Origin of the sequence: Cellulosimicrobium composti (assembly GCF_010287905.1) — a bacterium.
GTDB lineage: Bacteria > Actinomycetota > Actinomycetes > Actinomycetales > Cellulomonadaceae > Cellulosimicrobium > Cellulosimicrobium composti.
Map to the genome: position 1 here is coordinate 36,975 of NZ_JAAFAN010000019.1, position 23,310 is coordinate 60,284.

Genomic DNA, 23,310 nt, shown 5'->3' on the forward strand with positions numbered 1-23,310 from the left:
CGTCGGGCGAACGACCGATCCCGGGCCCCCGGTGCCGCGCCGCACGGGCCGGGCGCGGCGCCGTCGTACACCGTTCGGCCGATCCGCCGGTGGCGATGCTGTGCTGGGATGGGGTCGTGAGCACGTCGGACGGCAGGGCGGGCGCGTCGCGGTCGCTGCGCCACGTGTGGCGCATCGAGGACCGCCGCAACGACGTGCTCTCCGCCGTCATGACGTTCGTCCTCGGCTGGCTCCTGATCGAGGTGGGCCTCGTGGGCCTCGTCCGGGCGCCGTTCGTCGTCGAGCCGGGCGCGCCGTGGTGGCGCGTCGCGCTGCTCGCCGCGGGGTGCCTGCTCATCCTCGTCAAGCGCGCGCACCCCGTCCTCGCGCTCCTGGGCGGCGTGCTCGTCACGGCCGTCGACCTGTGGTGGGGCGGCAGCCTCGCGATCACCCTCGTCCTGTGGGACCTGCTCTACGCGGCCGCCCTGTGGTCGGGCCCGCGGGCCCGCGCCTGGCTCTGGGGCGTCGCGGTGACGGTCGCGGTCGTCGGGTCGGTCGCCGCGGGCGAGGCCGCTCGCGACGTGCGCCAGTTCGTGTACGTCGCGCTGCAGCTCGGGGCGGTGCTGCTCGTGCCGATGTGGTGGGCCACGAACGTCCGGACGAAGAGCGAGCTCGCCGAGCTCGCGGACGAGCGTGCGGACCTCGCGGCGCGCGAGGCCGAGGCGGCGGCCCGCACCGCCGAGCTCGAGCGGCAGCGCGCGCACGACCTGGAGCGCATCGCCGAGCTCGACCGGCACGAGGCGGTCCGGGCCGAGCGCGCCGCCATGGCGCGCGACCTGCACGACGTCATCGCGTCGCACCTGTCGACGATCGCGATCCACTCGGGGGCGGCGCTCGCGCACCCGCCCGACGCGGCGCAGGACCGGGCGGCGCTCGAGCAGGTGCGCGCCAGCGCGGTCGCGTCGCTCGACGAGATGCGCTCGATGATCCTGCTGCTGCGCACGGAGGGCCGGCGCGACGGCGCGGGCTCCCTCGACGCGGTCGCCGCGCCGGGCCGGCTCGCGGGCCTCGACACGCTGCTCGACGCCGCGCGCGCGACGACCGCCGTCACGCTCGACGACCCCGACGGCGTCGCGGGGTCCGCGCTGCCCGCGGCCGCGGACCAGGCCCTGTTCCGCATCGCGCAGGAGGCCGTGACGAACGCCCTCAAGCACGCGCCGGGCTCTCCCGTGACCGTGCGCCTCGCACGCGACGGCGCGGCCGTCGTGCTCGAGGTGCACGACGACGGGGCGCGCGGCACCCCGGCCCCGGTCGACGGCCCGCTGAGCGCGGGGACGGGGCTGCTGACGATGCGCGAGCGGGCGGACGGCCTGGGCGGCGCGCTCGCCGCCGGGCCGGGCCCCGGCGGCGGGTGGACGGTGCGCGCGCGGGTGCCCGTCGGTGAGCACGCGACGGCGACGGAGGACGCATGACGGCACGACCGGTCCGGGTGCTGCTGGCCGACGACCACGCCGCGATCCGCGCCGGGCTGCGGCTCCTGCTCGATGCCGCGCCCGACGTCGAGGTGGTCGGCGAGGCCGCGGACGGCACCGCCGCGGTCACGAACGCGCGGGCGCTGCGGCCCGACGTGGTGCTCATGGACCTGCGCATGCCCGGCGTCGACGGCATCGAGGCGACGCGCACGATCACCGCGGAGGGGCTCGCCGAGGTCCTCGTGCTCACGTCGTTCGACCTCGACGAGTACGTGGACGGCGCGCTGCGGGCCGGTGCCGCGGGCTTCCTGCTCAAGTCCGCGGAGCCGAGCGCCCTGATCGACGCGGTGCGCCGCGTCGCGGACGGCGACGGGGTGCTCGCGCCCGAGGTCACGCGCCGTCTCCTCGCGGCCTTCGCGCGCGGCCCGGAGACGGCGCCGGGGACGCGGGCCACGGCGGGTCCGGCAGGTGCGACGGCGGACGGCGCCTCCGGTGCGCCCGGCACCGACCCGCGACTCGCGGACCTGACGCCCCGCGAGGTCGACGTGCTCGCGGCGCTGGGTCGCGGGCTGTCCAACCAGGGGATCGCCGCCGACCTGTTCATCACCGAGGCGACGGCCAAGACCCACGTCTCGCGCGTGCTCGCGAAGCTCGGGGTCTCGACCCGCATGCAGGCCGCGATCGTCGCGCGCGACACGGGCCTCGCCTGAGCCCGCCGGACGGCGTCCCGGTGCGCGCCGGGATCAGCGCGGCAGGTGCCGCGTCACGTCGTCGAGGTAGGCGTCGGCGTCGAAGTCGTCGAGCAGCGCGCTCTGCAGGACGAACCCCTGGCATGCGGCGAGGAAGAGCGGCGCCTGCTCGGCGCCGAGCGCGGCGGCGTCCTGCGGGTCGAGCCCGTGCTCCTGCTCGTGCCACCGGGCGACGTACCCGGCGAAGACGGTGCGGAGCTGCACGAGGACGTCGGCCGCGAAGCCGAGCATGCGCGGGTCGGTCACCGCCTCGCCCCAGAGCTGGACGAGGATCCCCGTGCTCCCGATCTCGCGGACGGCGCCGCGCAGGAGCACGCCGACGAGCTCGGACGGCGGGGGCAGCGGGTCCTGCTCGGCGATGCGCTCGACGTCGGCGATGCGGCCCCCGACCACGCGCGCCGCGACGTCGTGCACGATCGCCGTCTTGGAGTCGTAGTAGCCGTAGATCGCGCCGGCGGACAGCCCGGACTCCGCGATGATCTCGGCCATCGACGTCGCGGTGAAGCCCTTGCGCCGGAACACGCGCAGGGCGGCCTCCGCGATCTCGTCGCGGCGGCGCGTGCGGTACTCCTCGCTGACCCGGGGCACGCCCCCACCCTAAACCGAACGAACGTTCTTGACAGCGGGCTCGCACGGGTCGACCTTAAGAGAACGAACATTCGTTTTAGGAGGCCACCATGACCGCCGTCCGCACCACCCCGCAGACCCGCTGGCCACGCGTCGCCGCGACCGCGGTCGGCCTCGTCGCCGTCGTCGCGGTCGTCGTCCTCGCGTTCCTCTGGCCGTCCGTCACCGCCGAGCCGCGGGACCTGCCCGTCGCCGTGGCGGCCGAGCCGGCCGTCGTCGCACAGGTCCAGGCGGGCCTCGAGGGAAGGGCGCCCGGCGCCGTCGAGCTCGTCCCGGTGGCCGACCGCGCCGCCGCCGTCGACCTCGTCGAGGCCCGCGACGCCTACGGGGCGCTCGTGCTCGGGCCGGAGCCCGAGGTGCTCACGGCGTCGGCCGCGAGCCCCGCCGTCGCCCAGCTCCTCGCCGGTCTCCAGCCCGCGCTGCAGGCGCAGGTCGACGCCACCGCGGCCGCTCAGGGCGCTCCCGCCGACGCCGTGCCGACCGTCGCGGTCACCGACGTCGTGCCGCTGTCCGCCGACGACGCCCGGGGCACCACGCTCGCCGCGGCCTCCTTCCCGCTCGTCCTCGGCGGTCTGGTCGGCGGCGTCGTGGTGTCGCTCACCGTCGCCGGGACGTGGCGCCGGGTCACCGCGATCGTCGTCTACGCGGCGCTGGGCGGGCCCGCCGTCGCCGGGCTCCTCCACGGGCTCGGCGGCCTCCACGGCGCGTACCTCGCCGACTCGCTCGCCGTGGGGCTCGCGCTGCTCGGCATCGGCGCCACGATCGTCGGGGCGGTCGGCCTCCTCGGACGCCCGGGCCTCGCCGCCGGGCTGGTGCTGTTCCTGCTCGTCGCCAACCCGCTGTCCGCCGCGGCCGTACCCGTCGAGTTCCTGCTCTCCCCGTGGGGCGCCGTCGGCCAGTGGTTCCCGCCGGGCGCGTCCGCGACCCTGCTGCGCGACCTGTCCTACTTCCCCGGCGCCGACACCACGTTCCCGTGGCTCGTGCTCACCGGGTGGGCCGCGCTCGGTCTCACGCTCTCGCTCGCCGGGCGCGCCCGCGACCGCGGGGCCGCGACGTCGCCCGCGCTGCGCGGGGCGGAGGTCGTCTCCCCCGTGCCTGCGCCGGCACCGTCCGCACGCTGACCGGGACCCGTCAGGCGGGCACGAGGTCCGGGCTCTGCACGACGAGCGCGGCGTGCCGGGCGCCGGCCCGCATCGCCTCGCGGACGTCCGCGCCGCGCAGGTGCGCGTCGAGGAACCCGGCGAAGAAGCCGTCGCCCGCGCCGTTCGTGTCCACGACACGCGGTACCGGCTCCGCCGGGACCTCGACGAACCCTCCGTCGGGCGTCAGCGCGACGGCGCCGCGCGACCCGTGCGTGCACACGGCGAGCCGCGCGCCCGCGTCGACCCGGGCGCGCAGGAAGCCGCGCCAGTCCGGCAGCCGGTCCCCGCTGACGAAGACGTGCGTGCCGGCCTCGACCCACGGCCGGTGGAACGCCGACCCGCCGTCGTAGTCGTGCAGGTCGACCCAGACGTCGCGCCCGCGTGCCACCGCGAGGTCGAGCACCGGGAGCGCCGGGACCGCGAGGTCCACGACGACGGCGGCCGCGGCGTCGAGAGCCGCGGTCGTCACGTCCCACGAGGCGCCGGTCGCGGGGACCTCGCCCGGGGCGCGCAGGTAGACGGAGACCCGCCCGCCGTCGTCGTCGAGGAGGTTGAGGTGGCTCTCGGTGCGCCCGTCCGGCGACGGCTCCTCGACGACGCGCACGCCCTCGCGCGCGAGCACCGACCGCACGTGCTCCGCCTCGTCGTCGGACCCGAGCACGGTGCGCAGCAGCACCGTGCGCCCGAGCCGCGCGAGGTTGAGCGCCTTGCCGGCCGACGTCCCGCCCACGGCGTGGTGGGACGAGCGCGCGAAGACCGTGTGCGGCGTCGGGGCGGGCAGCTCGTCGAGCCGGACGAGCAGGTTCCACGACGCGGGGCCCGCGACGAGCACCTCGGTGCCCGCGGGGTCGGGCGGTGCGGCGTGCGGGCGGGGCGCGGCGGTCACGCGCCGCACCTTATCCCCCGCCTCTCGCACGCGGCATCGCGGCGTCAGTCCTCGACGGTGACGCCGAGGCTGTGCGCGAACGTCGCGGCGAGCCGCGCGAGCTGGGCGGAGTCGATCGTCGCGCCGCGCAGCGACCCGACCCCGCTCAGCTCGTCGAGCTCCGCGCCACGCAGGTCGACGTGCGCGAGCGTGGACGACTGCACGTCGAGGCGGCGCACGCGCGTGCCGTCGAACGCGACGCGCAGCGCGTCGGCCGCGACGAGGTCGAGCTCGTCGACCGTGCAGTCGGTGAACCGCACGTCCCGCAGCGTCGCCCCGCGGAGGTTGACGAAGCCGAGCTTGCACCCGACGAACCGGACCCCGCTCCACGACGACTCGTGGAGCTCGGCCGAGCCGATCCGCGCACCGCGCACCTCGACGTCGCGCCACCGGCCCCGCGTCCCGCGCAGCGCGGGCACGTCGAGGCGCTCCAGCACGACCTCCGTGAACGTCACCGCGCCCAGGTCGGCCTCGTCGGCCCGCACCTGGTCGAGCCGCGAGGCGAACACGCTCGCGCCGTGCAGGTCGAGCCGGTCGAGCCGGAGGTCGGCGATCTCGAACCCCTCGAGGTCGGCCTCCGGCTCGAGGTCGTACGCGTCGCCGCGCTGCAGGTCGTCGAGCACGACGGGGTCGATCACGGGGGGCTCGGTCGTCGGCGTCGCGGGTGCCACGCGTCGAGACTATGCCGTGGTGCCGACGCCCTGCGCGGTGGCCTCGACCCGTCCGGAGGGGACGTCGTCCGCCTCCCGCGGGGCCCGGACGACCTCGAAGATCGCGGTCCAGTCGTCGCGTCCGTGCCCGGCCGCGAGCGCCGCCTCGTAGTGGGGCAGGACGGCGCGCGGCAGCGCCGTGTCGACGCCGAGCTCCTCGCTCGCCCCGAGGACGTGCGCCGCGGTCGCGCCCATCATGGTGGCGGTGCTCGGGGTTCCGGGGTGGACCCCGGTCTCGAACGCCTCGCCGACCGCGCCGCCGCTCTCGACCGTCGCGGGCGTGTCGGCCAGCGTGCGCAGCGCCTCGGGGACGAACCGCGTGGGCGGCACCCCGGCCGCCTCCGCGAGCGCCGCGGCGTGCGCGACGCCCGAGAGCGCGGTGAGGAAGACGTCGAGCTGCGCCTGGTAGAGGAGCTGCGCGAGCCCGGGGTCCTCGCCGAGGTAGCGGGGCGCGCCGAGGGTCGCGAGCGTGCGCTCGTGCGCGCGGAACGCGGCCTCCGGGCCGCTGTAGTAGACGTACGCGGCGGCCGTCCCGACGAGCGGCGCGGGCACCATGATCCCGCCGACGACGAGCGTCGCCCCGTGGTCGGCCACCCAGTGCGCCGCGCGGCGCGTCGTCCCGGGGGTGTCGGAGCTGAGGTTGACGACCGTGCGGCCGGGCAGGACGTCGGCCGCCGCGGCGAGGACGGCGTCGGCCGCGGCGTAGTCGGTGAGGCTGAGCACGACGAGGTCGCTCGCCGCGACCGCCTCCGCGGGGGTCGCGACGCGCGTCGCGCCCTCGGCGACGAGCGCGTCGGCGCGGGAGGGGGTGCGGTTCCACACGGTGACGGGGTGACCCGCGGCCAGGAGCGTGCGGACCATGGCCTGGCCCATCGGGCCGAGGCCGATCAGGGTGACGGGGGTGGGGGTGCTCATCCTTCTCCTCCGGGTGCGGTGGCGGGTGCTGGGGTACGGATGCTCTCGACGACGCGCGCGAAGCCGTGGGCGCCGTGGCCGGCGTCGACCTGGCGGCGGACCAGCGCCTGGACCGCGTCGACGACGTCGGTCGCGAGGCCGGCCTCCTCGCTCGCCCGGACCAGGTCGGCGAGGTCGGAGAACGCGAGGCTCTGCTGGCCGGGGCCGGCGTAGTCGCGCCGGTCGACGACGTCCGCGTACTCGGCGAGCGCGGACGTCATCGCGGCGAGCCAGGGCGCCGCGCGGCGCGCGAAGTCGCCCGCGCTCACCCCGGCGGTCCCGACCATCGCGACGCCGTGGAAGAAGCCCGCGAACATCGCGTACATGCCCGCGAGGAGCGCCAGGTCGTACAGCGGCGCGAGCCCGGGGTCCTCGCCGAACCAGGTGCTCGCGCCCCACGCGTCGAGCAGGGGACGGGCGCCGTCGAACGCGGCGCGCGACCCGCTGTACAGGATCTCGGAGCCCGGGCCGCCGATCGTCGCGGGGACGGCCATGACGCCGCCGTCGAGGTGCACGACGTCGTGGTCGGCCGCCCAGGCCGCGAGCTCGCGCGACTGCTCGGGCGTCGTCGTGGTGAGGTTGACGAGCGTCCGCCCGGCGAGCGCGTCGGCGACCGGGTCGAGCACGGCGTGCACCGCCTCGTGGTCGAGCAGGACGCTGACGACGAGGGGCGACGCGGTGACGGCGTCGCGCGCCGTCCTCGCCTCGCGGGCGCCGGCCGCGACGAGCGCGCCGGCGCGTCCCGGCGTCCGGTTCCAGACGGTGGTCGGGTGGCCGGCGGCGACGGCCGCGACGGCGAGCGCGCTGCCCAGGGCGCCGAGACCGAGGACGGTGACGGGCTGCGGTGCGGCGGGCGGGTGGTCGGGCATCGGTCCTCCGGGTCGGGTGCTGGTCGGCGGGGCGGCATGCCCTCGCGGTCCACCCTCCCCGGCATCCGGTCGGCCGGGAAGAACGCACGTCGAGGTGGGGTTCTCACCTCCAGGTGAGCGTGCAGGTCACGCGGGTCGCGCCCGCGGGTCGGGCACGGACGTGCACGGGCCTCCCCGGCCCGTGCGGCGACGAAGGAGCGAGCGATGACGACGACCACCAGGACCGCCGCCGTCCGTGAGCGCGCGGAGGGACCCCCGCCGCGCCGCGGCCCCTACGTGTGCGGCCTCGACGCCGCGATGGACGTGGTCAGCGGCAAGTGGAAGTCGCTCGTCCTGTGGGAGCTCGCCGCCCACGGCGTGCGGCGGTACGCCGAGCTCAAGCGCGGCCTGCCCGGGGTGAGCGACAAGGTGCTCGCCCAGCAGCTCCGCGAGATGGAGGCGGACGGCCTGCTCGTGCGCGAGGTCTTCCCCGAGGTGCCGCCGCGCGTCGAGTACTCCCTCACCGAGCACGGCAGGGCGCTCAACACGGCGCTGGAGTCCCTGGGCGCGTGGGGCAGCGAGCGCATCGCGCGGCTCGGTGCCGCGGTGGTCGAGCCGTGACACGGCGCCTGGCGGCTCCGCCCGCCCCCGCCCGTGCGGGCTACGGCTCGGGGTGCAGCGCGTCGTAGCGCCAGAACCGGCGGTGCGCGCGCACCACGAGCCACAGCACGACGACGCACGCGACGCCCCCGGCGACGGCGGCCCACGCCTCCCCCACCCAGGTGGCCTGCGCGCCGAGCACGAGCTCGCCGAGGCGGGGACCGCCCGCGACGACGACGATGAACACGCCCTGGAGGCGGCCGCGCATGTCGTCGGGCGTCGCGGTCTGCAGGATGGTCTGGCGGAACACGGCGCTCACGGCGTCGGACGCGCCCGCGAGCGCGAGCGCGACGCTCGCCGCGACGAGGCCGCCCACGAGGACCGTCGTCGGGGTGGTGGGGCCCACGCCGACGAGCACGAGCCCGAACAGCACGATCGACAGGCCGTACGCCGTGATCGCCCACACGATGACGCGGCCCTGCCACCGCACGCGCGAGAGCCCTCCCGAGAACACGCCCGCGAGCACGGCGCCCACGGCGAACGCCGCGGTGAGCACGCCGGTCGTCGCCTCCCCGCCCCCGAGGAACACGACGCCCGCCGCGGGCAGGAGCACGCGCGGCGACGCGAGCACCATCGCGGCGAGGTCGACGAGGAACGTCGTGCGGACGTTGGGCTGGGTCGCGAGGTAGCGCAGGCCGTCGACGACGGACCGCCACCCCACGACGCGGCGCCGGCGGGCCGCGGGGGCGGGCTCCGGCGCGTCGTCGGCGGACAGCGGCGGGATGTCCGGCAGGCGCCACACCGCCCACAGCGCGGCCGTGAAGAGCACGGCGTCGATCGTGTACGCGACCTGGTAGCCCCACAGCGCGACGAGGAACGCGCCGCCCAGCGGGCCCACGGTGAGCGCGACGTTCCACGCGATCGTCTGCAGCGCGTTCGCCGCGGGGAGGAGCCGCGGCTCGACGAGGCGCGGGATGATCGCCGACCGCGCCGGGTTGTTGATGGCGAACGCCGCGGACTGCGCGGCGACCAGCGCGTAGAGCACGCCGACCGAGTCGAGGTGCAGCCACGCCTGGAGGGCGATGAGTGCCGTGACCACCCACAGGGCGGTCGACGCCGCGAGCGCGACCTTGCGGCGGTCGTAGGCGTCGACGAGCGCCCCGCCGTAGAGGCCGAGCACGACGAGCGGCACGAGCGCGCAGATCCCGAGCACGCCGACGGCGAGCGACGAGCCGGTGAGCGCGTAGACCTGCAGCCCGACGGCGACGACCGTGAGCTGCGAGCCGAGGTTGGAGATCCCGAGCCCCCACCACAGGCGGCGGAACGGCGGGGAGGTGCGCAACGGCGTCGTGTCGGCGAGGAGACCGTTGACGCGAGCCACGACCGTCGAGCCTACGGCAGGTCGGGCGTCACACCGGACCGGGCGCGTCCGCGGCGGCGTCGGCCGCCTCGTCGCGCGCGTCCTCCTCGCCCCACGCGTCGGCGTGGCGGTGCGGGTGCCCGGGCGGCGGCGCGTAGCCCGGGTGCGGCCCGGGCGTGAGGTACGTGCGCGCGAAGAACAGCGACGCGGCGAGGTCCTCGCGGCGCTCCGCGGCCGTGCGGGCGCGGCGCGTCGAGATCTCGACGACGACGTCCCCCGACCAGCCGCGCCGCACGAGCTCGCCGAGCACCCGGTCGCACGGCTGGTCGCCGCGCCCCGGGACGAGGTGCTCGTCGGTGATCGACGACGACCCGTCGGCGAGGTGCACGTGCGCGAGCCGGCCGTCGAACACGTCGAGGAGCTCGAGCGCGTCCTGCTGCGCGACGGCGGCGTGGGACAGGTCGAGCGTGACGTGCTCGTACCCGTGCTCGGACGGGTCCCAGCCCGGCAGGTACGCCTGCATCTCGCGCTTGCGGCTGCGCCACGGGTACATGTTCTCGACGGCGATGGTCACGCCCTCGGTCTCGTCGAGCTCGCCGACGAGGTCCTCGAACTCGCGCGCGTAGCGGTACTGCCACCGGAAGGGCGGGTGCACGACGACCGTGCTCGCCCCTACCTCCTGCGCGAGCTCGACGGAGCGTCGCAGCTTGGGCCCGGGCGAGCGGCCCCACACGCGCTGGCTCACGAGCAGCGTGGGCGCGTGGATGCTGCGGATCGGGACGTCGTGCTCGGCGGAGAGCCGGCGCAGCGCCGCGGCGTCCTGCGTCGTCTCGTCGGACCACACCATGACCTCGACGCCGTCGTACCCGAGGTCGGCCGCCGCCTCGAACGCGTACGGGGCCTTGCGCGGGTAGACGCTCGCCGTGGAGAGCGTGACGTGGATGCGCGGCGGCTCCCCCGGTGCCGGGGAGGCCGCGCGCGGCGTCGTCGCGTCTGACATGCCGGTCACCCTAGACCCGTCGGCTGTGGCCCACACCCAGCGGGCGTTCGGCTGGGGGGAACCGGCCGGGCGCCCTAGCCTGGGGCCATGGCGGCGACGGCGCGCGTCATCGACATCCACGTGGTCGCGGACTCGACGGGAGACACCGGGACCCGCGTCGCGCGTGCCACGCAGGCCCAGTTCCCCGGCCACGACGTCCGGGTCGTCCGGCACCCTCGCCTGCACACGCCGCAGGGCGTGGACGACGTCGTCGCGCAGCTCCGTACCGACCCGGCGGCGGCCGTGGTGTTCTGCACGGTCGTGGACGACGCGCTGCGCTCGCGCGTGCTCGACGCGTGCGCGGCGCTCGACGTCCCGTGCGCCGACCTCCTCGCCCCCGCGCTCGACGCGTTCACGGCGCGCACGGGCGCGCAGCCGGCACGCGTGGTGCAGCCGGTCGGCCTCGCGGCGGACTACTTCGACCGGATCCACGCGATGGAGTTCGCCGTCGCGAACGACGACGGCCACCTCACCGACGGGCTCGACGAGGCGCAGGTCGTCCTCGTCGGGGCGTCGCGCACGGGCAAGACGCCGCTGTCCATGTACCTCGGGTACCTCGGCTACCCGACCGCGAACATCCCGCTCGTCCCCGGGGTGGCGCCGCCGCGCGAGCTGTTCGAGGTGGAGCGCTGGAAGGTCGTGGGCCTGACGATCGACCCCGAGCGGCTCCTGGAGATCCGGCGCCGGCGCGTGCACGCGATGGGCGCGGCGGGGCTGTCCGGGTACGCCGACCTCGCGCGCATCCACGACGAGCTCGACGAGGTCTCGCGCCTCCAGCGCCGCCTGGGGTGCCCCGTCCTCGACACGACGGCGCTCGCGCTCGAGGAGGCCGCGGGGCGGGTCGTCGAGCTCGTCGCCGCGCGCCGCCGCGCCCTCGCCCCCGACGCCGACCCCGGCACCACGGACCGTGCGACCGCCGACCCTGCGGCCACCGACCACGAGGAGGAGCCATGAGCGACCGGTACGTCTACGACCTCGCGGAGGGCCGCGCCGACATGCGCGCCCTGCTCGGCGGCAAGGGCGCGGGCGTCGCGGAGATGCGGCGCATCGGCGTGCCCGTCCCGGACGGCTTCACCGTGACGACGGCGGCGTGCGTCGCGGCGATGCAGCGCGGCGGGTCGTGGCCCGAGGGGCTGTGGGACGAGGTGCTCGCGCACCTCGACGCGCTGGAGCAGCGCACCGGCCGGCGCCTGGGCGCGCGCGAGCGCCCGCTGCTCGTGTCGGTGCGGTCGGGCGCGGTGGTGTCGATGCCCGGGATGATGGACACGATCCTCAACCTCGGGATCTCGGACGAGTCCGTCGAGGGGCTCGCCGCGGAGTCGGGCAACCCGCGCTTCGCGTGGGACTCGTACCGCCGGTTCGTGCAGATGTACGGCGAGGTCGTCGAGGGCGTGCCCGCGCACGCGTTCGCGGACGAGCTCGACGCGCTCAAGGCGCGCCGCGGCGTCGCGCAGGACACGGACCTCGACGCGGACGATCTGCGGGGGCTCGTCGCGACGTTCCGCGCGGTCGCGCGGCAGCACACGGGCGAGGACCTGCCGACGGACCCGCGCGAGCAGCTCCGCCGGTCGGTCGACGCGGTGTTCGCGTCGTGGGGCAACCCGCGCGCGGCGGTGTACCGGAAGGCGAACGGCATCCCCGACGACCTCGGCACCGCCGTCAACGTCATGCAGATGGTGTTCGGCAACAAGGGCGCGACGTCCGCCACGGGCGTGTGCTTCACGCGGAACCCCGCGACCGGCGCCAAGGAGCTCTACGGCGAGTTCCTCGTGGACGCGCAGGGCGAGGACGTCGTCGCGGGCATCCGCACGCCCCGGCCGCTGGCCGAGATGGAGACCGTGCTGCCCGACGCGTTCCGTGAGCTGCGCGCCACGATGGACCGGCTCGAGCAGCACTACGGCGACATGCAGGACATCGAGTTCACGGTCGACGACGGCGCCCTCTACCTCCTGCAGACCCGCACCGGGAAGCGCACCGCACAGGCGGCGCTGCGCGTGGCGCGCGAGCTCGTCGACGAGGGCGTGATCGACCGGGAGACCGCGCTGCGGCGGCTCGACCCCGCCCAGCTCGACCAGCTCCTGCACCCGGCGCTCGACCCCGGCCACGGCGCGACCCCGCTGACGCGCGGGCTCAACGCGTCGCCGGGGGCCGCCGTCGGGCGCGTCGTGCTCGACGCCGAGACGGCGGCCGAGCGCGGGAAGGCCGGGGAGGCGGTCGTGCTCGTGCGGTGGGAGACGAACCCGGACGACATCGCGGGCGTCATCGCCGCGCAGGGCGTGCTCACGGCGCACGGCGGCATGACGTCGCACGCGGCCGTCGTGGCGCGCGGCATGGGCAAGCCGTGCGTCGCGGGGGCGGGCGCGCTGCGGATCGACGCGGACGCGCGCCGCGTCATGGTCGGCCACCACGTGCTCGCCGAGGGCGACACGATCACGCTCGACGGGACGACGGGCGACGTCTACCTCGGCGCGCTGCCGCTCGTGCCGCCGCAGGTCACGGACGACTTCCGCGCCGTGCTCGGCTGGGCGGACGACGTGCGCCGCCTCGGCGTGCGGGCGAACGCGGACACGGGCGAGGACGCCGCGAAGGCGCGCGAGCTCGGCGCGGAGGGCATCGGCCTGTGCCGCACGGAGCACATGTTCATGGCGCCGGACCGCCTGCCCGTGGTGCGCGAGATGATCCTCGCGGAGTCCGACGCCGAGCGCGCCGCCGCGCTCGACCGCCTGCTCCCCATGCAGCAGGCCGACTTCGAGGAGATCCTCACCGCGATGTCGGGCCTGCCCGTGACGATCCGCCTGCTCGACCCGCCGCTGCACGAGTTCCTGCCCGACCTCGTCGAGCAGTCGCTCGTGGTCCAGCGGCTCGAGGACGAGGTCGGGGACACGGGTGCCCCGCTGCACGGGACGGACGCCGTCTTCGAGGGCTGGGCCGCCGCGGCCGGCGGGGGCGAGACGACGGCCCGGCTCGCCGCGGCGCGCCGCCTCCTCGCCCAGGTGCGGCGGCTGAGCGAGATGAACCCCATGCTCGGTACGCGCGGCGTGCGGCTCGCGCTCCTGCATCCCCCGATCGCGGCGATGCAGGTGCGGGCGGTCGCGCGCGCCGCGCTCGCCGTGCGTGCCGCGGGGCACGACCCGCGCGTGGAGATCATGGTGCCGCTCGTCGGGTTCGCCGAGGAGCTGCGGCGCATGCGCGAGGTCGTCGACGCGACGATGGCCGAGGAGCTCGCGGGCGCGGACGAGCCGCTGCCGTACGCGGTGGGGACGATGATCGAGCTGCCGCGCGCGGCGCTCGTCGCGGACCGGGTCGCGGAGCACGCGGAGTTCTTCTCGTTCGGCACCAACGACCTCACGCAGACGACGCTCGGCATCTCGCGCGACGACGCGGAGGGGTCGTTCCTCACCGCCTACCTGGAGTCCGGGGTCGTGGACGCGAACCCGTTCGCGACGGTCGACCGCGACGGGGTCGGCGAGCTCGTGCAGATCGGGCTGGAGCGCGGGCGTCGCGCCCGCCCGGGGCTCCACGCCGGGGTCTGCGGCGAGCACGGCGGCGACCCGGCGTCCGTCGCGCTGTTCGACGAGATCGGCCTCGACTACGTGTCGTGCTCGCCGTACCGCGTGCCGATCGCGCGGCTCGCGGCGGCGCGGTCGACGCTCGACCGCCGGGGCGGCGTCCGGGTCGCGCGCGACGTGTGAGGTCCGGGGAGGTCCGGGCCCCGTGACCCTCCCCTTCCGGCGCTCGATCCCCTAGGATGCACTGGTCCAGACCACTTGTCTGCCCAAGGAGCACCCATGGACCGTGCCGTCGTCGTCGCGATCACCGAAGGTCTTCACGCCCGACCCGCCGCCCTCTTCGTCAAGGCGGCCGCCGCCCAGCCGGCGCCCGTGCGCATCGCCAAGCCCGGGGCGGAGCCCGTCGAGGCGGCCAGCATCCTCGGCGTCATGACGCTGGGCGTGAGCGCCGGGGACGAGGTCGTGCTCTCGACCGACTCCGACGGCGACGACGCGAGCGCGTCGATCGACGCGCTCGCGACCTTCCTGGAGCAGACCGAGGTCGCCTGACGGCGACGCCCGCCCCACGGCGTGCGCACGGCGCTGCCGGTGCGCACGGCGCGGGGCGGGCACCCCGGTCCGGCGTCGACGGTCGTCAGAGGCCGAGCTCGTCCAGGACGGGGAGCCGCGCGCGCACCGCCGCGCGCGCGGCGTCGGGCGTGGGCTGCTGGAGCGCGAGGAACGCGAGCTCCTCGCACTCCTGCGACGTCGTCGCCGCGAGCACCGCCGCGACGTCCGCGAGCGCGCGCGGCGTCATCGACAGCGACGTCACGCCCAGCCCCACGAGCACCGGCGCGAGGACCGGGTCCGCCGCGGCCTCGCCGCACACGCCGAGCGGGCGACCGTTGAGCGCCGCCCCGGACCCGGTGGCCCCGACGAGCGCGAGCACCGTCGGCTGCCACGCCGTCGAGAGCCGCGCGAGGTCGGAGACCTCGCGGTCCGCGGCCATCGTGTACTGCGTGAGGTCGTTTGTGCCGATGCTCGCGAACACCGCCCTGGCGAGCACCCACCGCGCGCCGAGCGCCGCCGCGGGCACCTCGACCATGACGCCCGCCGTGGCGAGGCCGTGGTCCGCGCACAGCGCGACGAACGCCTCCGCCTCGTCCGGCGTCGCGATCATGGGCGCCATGACCCAGACGTCGGCCGCCTCGGCCTCGGCGGCGCGCGCGATCGCGGTGAGCTGCCGGTCGAGCACCTCGGGGTGCCGGCGCGCCGTTCGCAGGCCCCGCACGCCGAGCGCCGGGTTCGGCTCGGCGTCCGGCGTGACGAACGGGAGCGGCTTGTCCGCGCCCGCGTCGAGCGTGCGGACCACGACCTTGCGGCCGGGGAACGCGGCAAGCACGTCGCGGTAGGCCGCGACCTGCTCGTCGACGGTCGGCTCGACGGTCCGGCCGAGGAAGCACACCTCGGTCCGGAACAGGCCCACGCCCTCGGCGCCGGCGGCCGCGGCGTCGCGCGCGTCCTGCCCGGACGCCACGTTCGCGAGCAGCTCGACGCGGCGGCCGTCCGCCGTGCGCCCCTCGCCGTCGAACCGGCGCCGCTCCGCCCGGGCGCCGCGGGCCGCGCGGGCGGCGGCCACGTCCGCGGGCGACGGGTCGCGCTCGACCGTGCCGCGACCGCCGTCCACGAGGACGGTCTCGCCGTCGCGCAGCGCGAGCGCGCCCTCGACCGCGACGACCGCCGGGATGCCGAGGGCGCGCGCCAGGATCGCGGTGTGCGACGTCGGGCCGCCGCCCCGCGTGACGACGGCGAGCACGTGCGCGGGGTCGAGCTGCGCGGTGTCCGCGGGCGCGAGGTCGTCCGCGACGAGGACGAACCCGTGCCCGGGGTCGGGCACTCCGGGAGCGGGCAGGCCGAGCAGCGTCGCGACGATGCGGTCGCGCACGTCGCGCACGTCGCGCGCACGCTCGGCCATGAGCCCGCCCAGCGCCTCCAGCCGGCCCACCACGACGCCCGCCGCGTCCCACACGGCGCGCGCGGGCGTGGACCGCTGCTCGCGCACGCGCCCGACGGCGTCGCGCGCCAGGGCGGGGTCCGCCGCCATCGCGGCCGTCACCCCGAGCACCTCCGCCGCGGTCCCCTCGGCGCGCGCGGCGCGCGCGGTGAGGTCCTCCTGGACGGTCGTGACCGCGGCGAGCACCTGCGTCACCGCGAGGTCGACGTCGGCGTCCGAGGCGTCGGCGGCGAGCGGTGCCGGGTCGGGCTCGGGCACCGGGTCGGGCATCCGCACGACGGCGCCCGCGCCCCGCCCGGGGCTGACCGGCACGCCGGTCAGCCCCGGGTCGGAGACCCGCGCGGGTGCGCGCGTCGCGCCGTCGGCGACGGTCACGCGGCGCCCCCGCCGGACGCGCCGGCCCGGCTCGGTGTGCCGGGCTCCGCGGCGTCCGTGGTCGCGACGTCGCCGGTCGCGGGCTCCGGCCGGTCGGACGCCGGGGTGTCGGCCGCACCCGCGGCCCCGGTACCGGCGCCCTCCGCGCCCGCGGCGGTGCCGTCCGTGTCGTCCTCGCGCCCGGGCGTCCGCAGGTTCCACCGGGTGATGACGAACCGGAAGAGCACGTAGTAGACCACCGCGTAGCCGAGCCCGATGGGGATGAGCAGGAGCGGCATCTCGGCGATGCGGAAGTTCAGCAGGTAGTCGATGGCTCCCGCGGAGAAGCCGAACCCGTCGCGGATCCCGAGCGCGTTGACGAGGGCGAGCGACGTGCCGGTGAGGATCGCGTGGATGACGTACAGCGGGTAGGCGACGAAGACGAACGCGAACTCGAGGGGCTCGGTGACGCCCGTGACGACCGAGACGAGCGCGGCCGAGCCCATGATGCCCGCGACGACCTTGCGCTGGGCCGGCTTGGCGGTGTGGACGATCGCGAGGGCCGCGGCCGGGAGGGCGAACATCATGATGGGGAAGAACCCGGTGAGGAACGTGCCCGCGGTGGGGTCACCCGCGAGGAACCGGAAGATGTCGCCGTGCGCGACGTTCCCGTCGGCCGTCGTGTACTCGCCGAACTGGAACCAGGGCAGCGAGTTGAGCAGGTGGTGCAGGCCGATCGGCAGGAGCAGGCGGTTGAGCGTGCCGAAGATGAACGCGCCGAGGATCGTCGAGCCGGTGACGAACCCGCCGATCTGCTCGTTGATGAGCCAGTCGAAGGCCGGGTAGACCAGGGCGCCGACCACGGCGATGAGCACCGAGGCACCGGCCGTCACGATCGGCACGAACCGCCGGCCGCCGAAGAACGCGAGGTACGGGGGCAGCTTGATCCGGTAGTACCTCTGGTACAGCAGGGCGGCCGTGAGGCCGATGACGATGCCGCCGAGCACGCCGTAGTTGATGAGCTCCTGCGTCTCGCCCTCGGCGGCCTTCCCGAGCACGTACGGGGAGAGGGAGTCGCTGACGCCCGAGAACACGAGGTAGCCGATGAGGGCCGCGAGACCCGTGGTCCCGTCGGCCTTCTTCGCGTACCCGACGGCGACGCCGAGCGCGAAGATGATCGGCAGGTTGTTGAAGAGCGCGCTGCCCGCGGCGTTGAGCACGTCGGCGACGGGCTGCATCCACGCGAACGTGCCGGCCACGCCGTCCGCGCCGAGCATGTCGGGCTGCCCGAGCCGCAGCAGGAGCGCGGCGGCGGGCAAGGACGCGATGGGCAGCATGAGCGAGCGCCCGACGCGCTGGAGCTGCGCGAAGCCGGGCACCCCCCGCTTCGTCCTCGTCGGTTCGGCGACGGTGGTCATGTCGGTCTCCTCCTGGGTGGGCCTGGGGCGCAGGCCGAGGTGCGTCGTGACGGCTGTGGCGCGACGTCGTACGGGCGGCGTCGTTGCCGGTCTCCGGGCGCGACGAGGTCGACTGGGAACGGCCGTGGGCCGTCGCTCCGGAGTCCCGGTCCAGGTTGTCTGGACCACTTGCAGGAAGAGTGGTCTAGACCTCATGATGTGTCAACCCCCGGAGGTGACGGGGGACACACGGGCGGCTTCGCGCCTGCGTCGTCGCAGGTCGCACGGCGGAGAATGCACGCGTGGACAACGAGGCACCGGAGCAGGGCGGCCGACGACGGCCGGGCACGACCACAGGACCGACGACAGGACGAGGACGCGGCACGACGATGAGCAGGTCACGATCCCGGGCGAGCGAGCACAAGTACCTCACGGTGCGCGCGTACCTCGCCGACCTCGTGGCGAGCGAGCTGTCCGTGGGCGACGCGGTCCCGTCCGAGCGCAGCCTCACCGAGAAGTTCGGCGTCTCGCGCATGACCGTGCGCCAGGCGATCGACGCGCTCGTCACCGAGGGCCTGCTCGAGCGCGCGCAGGGGCGGGGCACCTTCGTCGCGCCGCCACGCGCGGACTTCGAGATGCGCCTGACGACGTTCGGCGAGGAGGCCCGACGCCGCGGCATGGAGCCGGGCGCGGAGGTCCTGGAGGCCGGCACCGTGCCGGCGCCCGCGTCGGTCGCCGAGTCGCTCGGCCGCGCCACGGGCGACCCCATGCACCACGTGGTGCGACTGCGCACGGCCGACGGCTCGCCCATGAGCGTCGAGGAGGCGTGGATCCCCGTCGACCTCGCGCCCGACCTGCTCGACGACGGCGTGCCCGAGAGCCTGTACGGGGCGCTGCGCGAGCGCGGGCTGGCGCCGACCTGGGGCGAGGACACCATCACGGCGTCGGACGCGACGGTCCAGGAGCTCAAGCTGCTCGACCTGCGCGCGTCGCGCGCCGTCATGCGCACCGTGCGCCGCACGTTCGCGGGCGACGCGCCGCTCATGTACTCCCGGTCGAGCTACCGCGGCGACCGGTACAGCGTGTTCGTGCCGCTGCGCGAGGCCCGCCCCACGCTCGTGCCGCGCTCCGCCGCGAGCGACCCGACCCCCGCGACCGCCGCGCAGACCCCCGAGACCGCGCCGACCGACCACCTCGCCCCCGTGCCCGTCCCGGCACGGGCGACCGAAGGGAACGACCGATGACACAGTCCGACGCGGAGCGCGCCGCGACGATCCTGGCCGGGCTCGGCGGGGTCGCGAACATCGACGAGATCGACCCGTGCACCACGCGGCTGAGATCGCTCGTCAAGGACCCCGCGCTCGTCGACGCCGCGCTGCTGCGCCGCGCCGGAGCGTTCGGCGTCATGGTCAACGGCCGGGTCGTGCAGGTCGTCGTCGGCCCGCAGGTCGACACGATCGCGTCCGACCTCGCCGACCTCATGTGACGCACCCGCCGCACCACCCCGCCGCCGACCGGCGGCACCCCGACCCGCGCACCGCGCACCCCGACCGGCACGGCTGCCGGTCGGCACACCTGACCCGGCACCGGCCGGGACCGGACCACGAGGAGCACCCGTGAGCAAGGCAGAGCAGATCCTCCGAGGCCTCGGCGGCGACGAGAACGTCGTCGACCTGGAGGCGTGCATCACGCGCCTGCGCGTCGAGGTCGAGGACCCGGCCCTCGTCGACGACGCCGCCCTCACCGCGGCCGGCGCGGTCGCCGTCGTGCGGTCGGGCGCCGCGATCCAGGTGATCGTGGGGCCGGACGCCGACAACATCGCCTCCGACATCGAGGACCTGCGCTGATGGCCGCGCCGCTCACGGTGCTCGTGCCCGTGACGGGCACCGTCGTCGACGTCCGCGACGTCGACGACCCCGTGTTCTCCGCCGGCCTCGTCGGGCCCGGCCTCGCCGTCGAGCCGGACGACGCGCAGGGCGGCGAGGCCGTCGCGCCGATCACCGGCACGGTCGTCAAGCTGCACCCCCACGCGTTCGTCGTCCAGCACGACGACGGGCGCGCCGTGCTCGTGCACCTCGGCATCAACACCGTGCAGCTCGGCGGCGAGGGCTTCACGACGCACGTCGCGCAGGGCGACCACGTGGAGCGCGGCACGGTGCTCGTCTCGTGGGACCCGAAGGCGGTGCGCGACGGCGGGCGGTCGGCCGTGTGCCCGGTCGTCGCGCTCGAGGCGGCGCCGGACGACGTGACGTCGCTCGCCGAGATCGGCGCGTGGGCCGCGCACGGCGAGGAGCTGCTCACCTGGGGCTGACGGTCAGCCTCGCAGCGGGAGCGTGAGCGCGGGGACGTCCCCGGGCTCGCCGCGGTCGACGACCCGGACCGGCACGCCCCAGTCCTGCTGCGCGAGGTGGCACGCGGGGAACACGTCGGGGTCGGGCTCGCCGTCGGGGCCGAGCGGGACGACGTCGCACGACGCCGCACGCGCGGTCACGTGCAGGACGCCCTCGCGGACCTCGGGGTTGATGACGAGGTCACGGCCGAGCTCGACGCCCGCGCCCTCCCCGGACAGCAGCAGCTCGGGCGGCGTCGCGCTCACGCGCAGCTCCGTCGACGGGCCGAACCGGTCGTCGAGCTTCTGCCCCGGCGCCGGGGCGAACGGGACGTCGAGCCACAGCGGCCCGGCCCCGATGTCGGTGACGGGGCGCTGCGTGCGGTGCGCGCCACCGTCGAGCACCTCGCCCGCGAGCGACGCCGGGAGCGCGACGCGCGTCAGGCGGTGGGCCGCGGACTCCACGACGAGCAGGTGGACCTGCGGCTCGCCGTCCGGCCCCTCCCCCACCTGCACGACGACGCCGCTCGGCTCCGCGAGGCCCGTCGCCAGGGTCGTGACCTCGCCGGCGATCCGCGTCCCCGAGGTGTCGTCCCCGACGCTCCCGGCGTCCCCGTCAGCGGGCACGAACCGCCGGAGCGCGCCGTCGTAGGTGTCGGCGACGACGACGCTCCCGTCCGGGAGCGTCGCGACGCCGAGCGGGTGCTGCATGAGCGCCTGCTCGGCCGGGCCGTCGCGGTGGCCGAAGTCGAACAGCCCCTGCCCGACGGCGGTCCGCACCTCGACGGCCGCACCGTCCACCGGGGTCACGCGGCGCAGCGCCGACGTCTCGGCGTCCGCGACCCAGATCGCGCCGTCGGTCGCGACGGCCAGGCCGGAGGGCTGCGCGAACCACGTCGACTCCCCCGGCCCGTCCTCCAGGCCCTCGTTCATCGTCCCCGCGAGGTGGGTCATCGAGCCCTGCTCGCCGTCGAACGCCCACAGCGTGTGGTTCCCCGCCATCGCGACGACGAACGCCGCGAGGTCCGGGGACCACGCGACGTCCCACGGCGACGAGAGCCGCACGTCGAGCGCCGGGTACCGCCCGCCCGGGGCGACCGCGTCGTGGCCGGTGACGACGAGCGCGCCGTCTCTCACGTCCCGCAGCACGACGTTCTCGACCCCGCCGACCATGAACTGCTCGCCCGTGCCCGCGGCCGTCGTCACGGCCCCGTCCGAGAGCCGCACCCCGCGCAGCGCGTGGTTGGCCGTGTCGGCGACGAGCACGTCGTAGCCGAGCGACGGCCGCAGCTCGTCCGGGACGAGGCACAGCCCGTTGGGCTCGGCGAACCGCGCGTCGCCCGGGCCGCCGTCGGCGAGCCCGCGCTCGCCGGACCCGATGCGCCGGACGAGGGTCTCGCCGTCGGGCAGAAGCTCGGCGAGGGCGTGGTGCCCGGCGTCCGCGACGAGGAGGTTACCGCCGGGCAGCTCGACCGCCTTCGCGGGGAAGCGCAGCGTGCCCGACGACGGCGCGGGCGCCACGTACGGGCCGTCGCCGCGGTGCAGCGTGCCCTTCGCGTCGTGCTCCGCGACGAGCTCCTCGACGAGGGCGGCGATCGCGGACGCGTGCCCCTCCCCCGCCATCTGCGCCACGACGTAGCCCTCGGGGTCGATGACGACGAGCGTCGGCCACGCGCGCGCCGCGTACGCCGACCACGTGACGAGCTCCGGGTCGTCGAGCACCGGGTGGTGCACCTCGTACCGCTCGACGGCCGCCGCGAGCGCCACAGGGTCCGCCTCGTGCTCGAACTTCGGCGAGTGCACGCCCACGACGACGAGCACGTCGCGGTACCTCTCCTCCAGCTCGCGCATCTCGTCGAGCACGTGCAGGCAGTTGACGCAGCAGAAGGTCCAGAAGTCGAGGATCACGGCCTTGCCGCGCAGGTCGGCGAGGGTCAGGTCGCGGCCGCCGGTGTTGAGCCAGCCACGGCCGACGAGCTCGGACGCACGGACGCGCGGGGTTCGGGAGGTGCTCACCGGCCCATTCTGCGGGACGGCGCCAGGGTCGTGCGTCGAGGAGCGGTCGGCGCCGACGGCCCCGCGCGCCGGGAGAGGTCAGGATCCGAGAAGCCGGCGCGCGACGGTCTGGCTACCGTCGAGATGGCAACCACAGGACCACGGGAGGCGAGCACGATGGCGACGACGTCCGACCGCAGGAGCACGGCCGGGGCGGGGTTCTCCGAGCAGGAGCGCGCCGCGATGCAGGAGCGCGCGAGCGAGCTGAGGAAGCAGGCGAAGACCGGGCGGGGGAACAAGGCGGCCGCCGACGAGGCGGACGTGCTGGCCAGGATCGCGGAGATGCCCGAGGAGGACCGCGCGCTCGCGGAGCGGGTCCGCGCGCTCGTCGCGCGCGTCGCGCCGGACCTGGCGCCGAGGCTGTACTACGGGCAGCCGGCGTGGGCGCGCAAGGGGAAGGTCGTGTGCTTCTTCCGCAGCGGCCGGATGGACAAGGAGCGCTACTCGACGTTCGGGTTCAGCGCCGACGCGCACCTCGACGACGACTCCGGGCTGTGGCCGACCGCGTACGCCCTCACCGCCCTGGACGACGACGCCTGGGAGCGGCTCGCCCGGCTCGTCGAGCGCGCGGCCTCGTAGACGCCCGCAGCCCGGGCGGCGTGTGGGACGCCGGCGCTAGCGTCCGCCGCATGGATATCCGACTCCGCGGTCTCGTCGACGACGACCTGGACCGCCTCTTCACGTGGGAGCAGGACCCGGCCGCGGTCGCGCTCGCGGCGTTCACGCGGTCCGACCCGTCGGACCGGGCGGCGTTCGACGAGCACTACGCGCGCATCCGCAGCGACCCGTCGTGCACCGTCCTGGCCGTCGAGCACGCGGGGACGTTCGTGGCGACGGTCGGGAGCTTCACCATGGACGGCGAGCGCGAGGTGACGTACTGGGTCGACCCCGACCGCTGGGGGCGCGGGATCGCCTCGGCCGCGCTGACGGCGTTCCTCGAGGTCGAACGCGAGCGGCCGCTCGTGGCGCGGGTCGCCGCCCACAACGTCGGCTCGGCCACGGTGCTGCGCCGGGCCGGGTTCGTCGAGGTCGGCCGCGAGACGTCCTACGCGCCCGGGGTGGGTGCCGACGTCGAGGAGCAGGTCTTCCGCCTCGCCGGGTGACCCGGCGCGGCCCCGGCCGCGAGGTCCCCGGCGGGGGGGGGGGGGGGGGGGGGGGGGGGGGGCGCCCCCCCCCCCGCCCCCCCCCCCGGGGGGGGGGGGGCCCGGGCGCCCCCCCCCCGGGGGGGGGGGGGGGGGGGGGGGGGCCCGGGGGGGGGGGGGGGGCGG

Annotated in this window: 23 protein-coding genes; 13 read left to right on the top strand and 10 right to left on the bottom strand. The window is 76.2% G+C overall.

Annotated features, from left to right (window positions below; all coding sequences use genetic code 11):
• The first annotated feature begins 116 nt into the window (after positions 1–116).
• On the top strand, positions 117–1,451 hold the full coding sequence (locus GYH36_RS20305; RefSeq protein WP_162289542.1) for a sensor histidine kinase: 1,335 nt from the start codon (positions 117–119) through the stop codon (positions 1,449–1,451).
• Positions 1,448–2,161 carry a response regulator gene (locus GYH36_RS07640; RefSeq protein ID WP_162289543.1) on the top strand — a complete coding sequence of 238 codons (714 nt, stop codon included), beginning with the start codon at positions 1,448–1,450 and terminating at the stop codon, positions 2,159–2,161. Before GYH36_RS20305 ends, GYH36_RS07640 begins: the two co-directional genes overlap by 4 nt.
• A gap of 33 nt (positions 2,162–2,194) precedes the next feature.
• On the opposite strand, the gene GYH36_RS07645 is transcribed toward GYH36_RS07640, so the two are convergent.
• A complete protein-coding gene (locus GYH36_RS07645; RefSeq protein WP_115941751.1) occupies positions 2,195–2,788 on the bottom strand; it encodes a TetR/AcrR family transcriptional regulator in 594 nt (197 codons plus the stop codon).
• Between the two features lie 89 nt (positions 2,789–2,877).
• Between GYH36_RS07645 and GYH36_RS07650 the strand changes: the two genes are divergently transcribed.
• A complete protein-coding gene (locus GYH36_RS07650; protein WP_162289544.1) occupies positions 2,878–3,948 on the top strand; it encodes a hypothetical protein in 1,071 nt (356 codons plus the stop codon).
• A gap of 10 nt (positions 3,949–3,958) precedes the next feature.
• On the opposite strand, the gene GYH36_RS07655 is transcribed toward GYH36_RS07650, so the two are convergent.
• The 4 genes from GYH36_RS07655 to GYH36_RS07670 are packed head-to-tail and all read right to left on the bottom strand — an operon-like array spanning position 3,959 to position 7,427.
• The gene (locus GYH36_RS07655; RefSeq protein ID WP_162289545.1) at positions 3,959–4,855 is read right to left on the bottom strand and encodes a carbohydrate kinase family protein; all 897 of its coding nucleotides are present in this window, start codon (positions 4,853–4,855) and stop codon (positions 3,959–3,961) included.
• A gap of 44 nt (positions 4,856–4,899) precedes the next feature.
• Complete coding sequence (locus tag GYH36_RS20310; RefSeq protein WP_162289546.1) at positions 4,900–5,565, bottom strand: pentapeptide repeat-containing protein; 666 nt, start codon at positions 5,563–5,565, stop codon at positions 4,900–4,902.
• Positions 5,566–5,574: 9 nt separating this feature from the next.
• Positions 5,575–6,519, bottom strand: a complete 945-nt coding sequence (locus GYH36_RS07665) for an NAD(P)-dependent oxidoreductase (RefSeq protein WP_162289547.1) — start codon at positions 6,517–6,519, stop codon at positions 5,575–5,577.
• A complete protein-coding gene (locus GYH36_RS07670; protein WP_162289548.1) occupies positions 6,516–7,427 on the bottom strand; it encodes an NAD(P)-dependent oxidoreductase in 912 nt (303 codons plus the stop codon). The genes GYH36_RS07665 and GYH36_RS07670 overlap by 4 nt, the downstream gene beginning before the upstream one ends.
• A gap of 204 nt (positions 7,428–7,631) precedes the next feature.
• Between GYH36_RS07670 and GYH36_RS07675 the strand changes: the two genes are divergently transcribed.
• Positions 7,632–8,027 (top strand): winged helix-turn-helix transcriptional regulator, encoded by a 396-nt coding sequence (locus GYH36_RS07675; RefSeq protein ID WP_162289549.1) that lies wholly within the window; start codon positions 7,632–7,634, stop codon positions 8,025–8,027.
• 40 nt (positions 8,028–8,067) lie between these two features.
• On the opposite strand, the gene GYH36_RS07680 is transcribed toward GYH36_RS07675, so the two are convergent.
• Positions 8,068–9,387, bottom strand: a complete 1,320-nt coding sequence (locus GYH36_RS07680; RefSeq protein WP_115941746.1) for an MFS transporter — start codon at positions 9,385–9,387, stop codon at positions 8,068–8,070.
• Positions 9,388–9,415: 28 nt separating this feature from the next.
• A complete protein-coding gene (locus tag GYH36_RS07685; RefSeq protein WP_162289550.1) occupies positions 9,416–10,366 on the bottom strand; it encodes a sugar phosphate isomerase/epimerase family protein in 951 nt (316 codons plus the stop codon).
• 87 nt (positions 10,367–10,453) lie between these two features.
• On the opposite strand from GYH36_RS07685, the gene GYH36_RS07690 reads away from it, so the two are divergent.
• From GYH36_RS07690 to GYH36_RS07700, 3 genes are all read left to right on the top strand, one after another.
• The gene (locus GYH36_RS07690) at positions 10,454–11,359 is read left to right on the top strand and encodes a pyruvate, water dikinase regulatory protein (protein WP_115941745.1); all 906 of its coding nucleotides are present in this window, start codon (positions 10,454–10,456) and stop codon (positions 11,357–11,359) included.
• On the top strand, positions 11,356–14,097 hold the full coding sequence (gene ppdK, locus GYH36_RS07695; RefSeq protein WP_162289551.1) for a pyruvate, phosphate dikinase: 2,742 nt from the start codon (positions 11,356–11,358) through the stop codon (positions 14,095–14,097). Before GYH36_RS07690 ends, ppdK begins: the two co-directional genes overlap by 4 nt.
• A 96-nt stretch (positions 14,098–14,193) precedes the next feature.
• Entirely contained in the window at positions 14,194–14,463 is a 270-nt protein-coding gene (locus GYH36_RS07700) for an HPr family phosphocarrier protein (protein ID WP_115941743.1), read from the top strand.
• A gap of 85 nt (positions 14,464–14,548) precedes the next feature.
• On the opposite strand, the gene ptsP is transcribed toward GYH36_RS07700, so the two are convergent.
• The gene (ptsP, locus tag GYH36_RS07705; protein ID WP_162289557.1) at positions 14,549–16,228 is read right to left on the bottom strand and encodes a phosphoenolpyruvate--protein phosphotransferase; all 1,680 of its coding nucleotides are present in this window, start codon (positions 16,226–16,228) and stop codon (positions 14,549–14,551) included.
• Between the two features lie 50 nt (positions 16,229–16,278).
• Complete coding sequence (locus GYH36_RS07710; RefSeq protein ID WP_162289552.1) at positions 16,279–17,679, bottom strand: PTS transporter subunit EIIC; 1,401 nt, start codon at positions 17,677–17,679, stop codon at positions 16,279–16,281.
• A gap of 368 nt (positions 17,680–18,047) precedes the next feature.
• Between GYH36_RS07710 and GYH36_RS07715 the strand changes: the two genes are divergently transcribed.
• The 4 genes from GYH36_RS07715 to GYH36_RS07730 all read left to right on the top strand — a co-directional run bounded on the left by GYH36_RS07715 (position 18,048) and on the right by GYH36_RS07730 (position 19,969).
• Positions 18,048–18,902, top strand: coding sequence for a GntR family transcriptional regulator (locus GYH36_RS07715; protein ID WP_162289553.1), 855 nt, complete (start codon positions 18,048–18,050; stop codon positions 18,900–18,902).
• A complete protein-coding gene (locus tag GYH36_RS07720) occupies positions 18,899–19,144 on the top strand; it encodes a PTS sugar transporter subunit IIB (protein WP_024839826.1) in 246 nt (81 codons plus the stop codon). The genes GYH36_RS07715 and GYH36_RS07720 overlap by 4 nt, the downstream gene beginning before the upstream one ends.
• Before the next feature lie 73 nt (positions 19,145–19,217).
• Positions 19,218–19,505 (top strand): PTS sugar transporter subunit IIB, encoded by a 288-nt coding sequence (locus GYH36_RS07725; RefSeq protein ID WP_081772229.1) that lies wholly within the window; start codon positions 19,218–19,220, stop codon positions 19,503–19,505.
• On the top strand, positions 19,505–19,969 hold the full coding sequence (locus GYH36_RS07730; protein ID WP_162289554.1) for a PTS sugar transporter subunit IIA: 465 nt from the start codon (positions 19,505–19,507) through the stop codon (positions 19,967–19,969). The genes GYH36_RS07725 and GYH36_RS07730 overlap by 1 nt, the downstream gene beginning before the upstream one ends.
• Before the next feature lie 3 nt (positions 19,970–19,972).
• Here the strand turns inward: GYH36_RS07730 and GYH36_RS07735 are convergent, their stop codons facing one another.
• Positions 19,973–22,003 carry an NHL domain-containing thioredoxin family protein gene (locus tag GYH36_RS07735; protein ID WP_162289555.1) on the bottom strand — a complete coding sequence of 677 codons (2,031 nt, stop codon included), beginning with the start codon at positions 22,001–22,003 and terminating at the stop codon, positions 19,973–19,975.
• 156 nt (positions 22,004–22,159) lie between these two features.
• Between GYH36_RS07735 and GYH36_RS07740 the strand changes: the two genes are divergently transcribed.
• Both GYH36_RS07740 and GYH36_RS07745 read left to right on the top strand, forming a co-directional pair.
• Positions 22,160–22,621 (top strand): DUF1801 domain-containing protein, encoded by a 462-nt coding sequence (locus GYH36_RS07740; protein ID WP_024839830.1) that lies wholly within the window; start codon positions 22,160–22,162, stop codon positions 22,619–22,621.
• Between the two features lie 50 nt (positions 22,622–22,671).
• Entirely contained in the window at positions 22,672–23,145 is a 474-nt protein-coding gene (locus GYH36_RS07745; protein WP_024839831.1) for a GNAT family N-acetyltransferase, read from the top strand.
• Positions 23,146–23,310: the final 165 nt, after the last annotated feature.

Excerpts from the sequence above, each read along its gene's own strand:
- GYH36_RS07730 (WP_162289554.1), top strand. The coding sequence starts at position 19,505 with ATGGCCGCGCCGCTCACGGTGCTCGTGCCCGTGACGGGCACCGTCGTC.
- GYH36_RS07675 (WP_162289549.1), top strand. The coding sequence starts at position 7,632 with ATGACGACGACCACCAGGACCGCCGCCGTCCGTGAGCGCGCGGAGGGA.
- GYH36_RS07745 (WP_024839831.1), top strand. The coding sequence starts at position 22,672 with ATGGATATCCGACTCCGCGGTCTCGTCGACGACGACCTGGACCGCCTC.
- GYH36_RS07640 (WP_162289543.1), top strand. The coding sequence starts at position 1,448 with ATGACGGCACGACCGGTCCGGGTGCTGCTGGCCGACGACCACGCCGCG.
- GYH36_RS07685 (WP_162289550.1), bottom strand. The coding sequence starts at position 10,366 with ATGTCAGACGCGACGACGCCGCGCGCGGCCTCCCCGGCACCGGGGGAG.
- GYH36_RS07715 (WP_162289553.1), top strand. The coding sequence starts at position 18,048 with ATGAGCAGGTCACGATCCCGGGCGAGCGAGCACAAGTACCTCACGGTG.
- GYH36_RS07665 (WP_162289547.1), bottom strand. The coding sequence starts at position 6,519 with ATGAGCACCCCCACCCCCGTCACCCTGATCGGCCTCGGCCCGATGGGC.
- GYH36_RS07670 (WP_162289548.1), bottom strand. The coding sequence starts at position 7,427 with ATGCCCGACCACCCGCCCGCCGCACCGCAGCCCGTCACCGTCCTCGGT.
- ppdK (WP_162289551.1), top strand. The coding sequence starts at position 11,356 with ATGAGCGACCGGTACGTCTACGACCTCGCGGAGGGCCGCGCCGACATG.
- GYH36_RS07710 (WP_162289552.1), bottom strand. The coding sequence starts at position 17,679 with ATGACCACCGTCGCCGAACCGACGAGGACGAAGCGGGGGGTGCCCGGC.
- GYH36_RS07740 (WP_024839830.1), top strand. The coding sequence starts at position 22,160 with ATGGCGACGACGTCCGACCGCAGGAGCACGGCCGGGGCGGGGTTCTCC.
- GYH36_RS07650 (WP_162289544.1), top strand. The coding sequence starts at position 2,878 with ATGACCGCCGTCCGCACCACCCCGCAGACCCGCTGGCCACGCGTCGCC.
- GYH36_RS07700 (WP_115941743.1), top strand. The coding sequence starts at position 14,194 with ATGGACCGTGCCGTCGTCGTCGCGATCACCGAAGGTCTTCACGCCCGA.
- GYH36_RS07720 (WP_024839826.1), top strand. The coding sequence starts at position 18,899 with ATGACACAGTCCGACGCGGAGCGCGCCGCGACGATCCTGGCCGGGCTC.
- GYH36_RS07690 (WP_115941745.1), top strand. The coding sequence starts at position 10,454 with ATGGCGGCGACGGCGCGCGTCATCGACATCCACGTGGTCGCGGACTCG.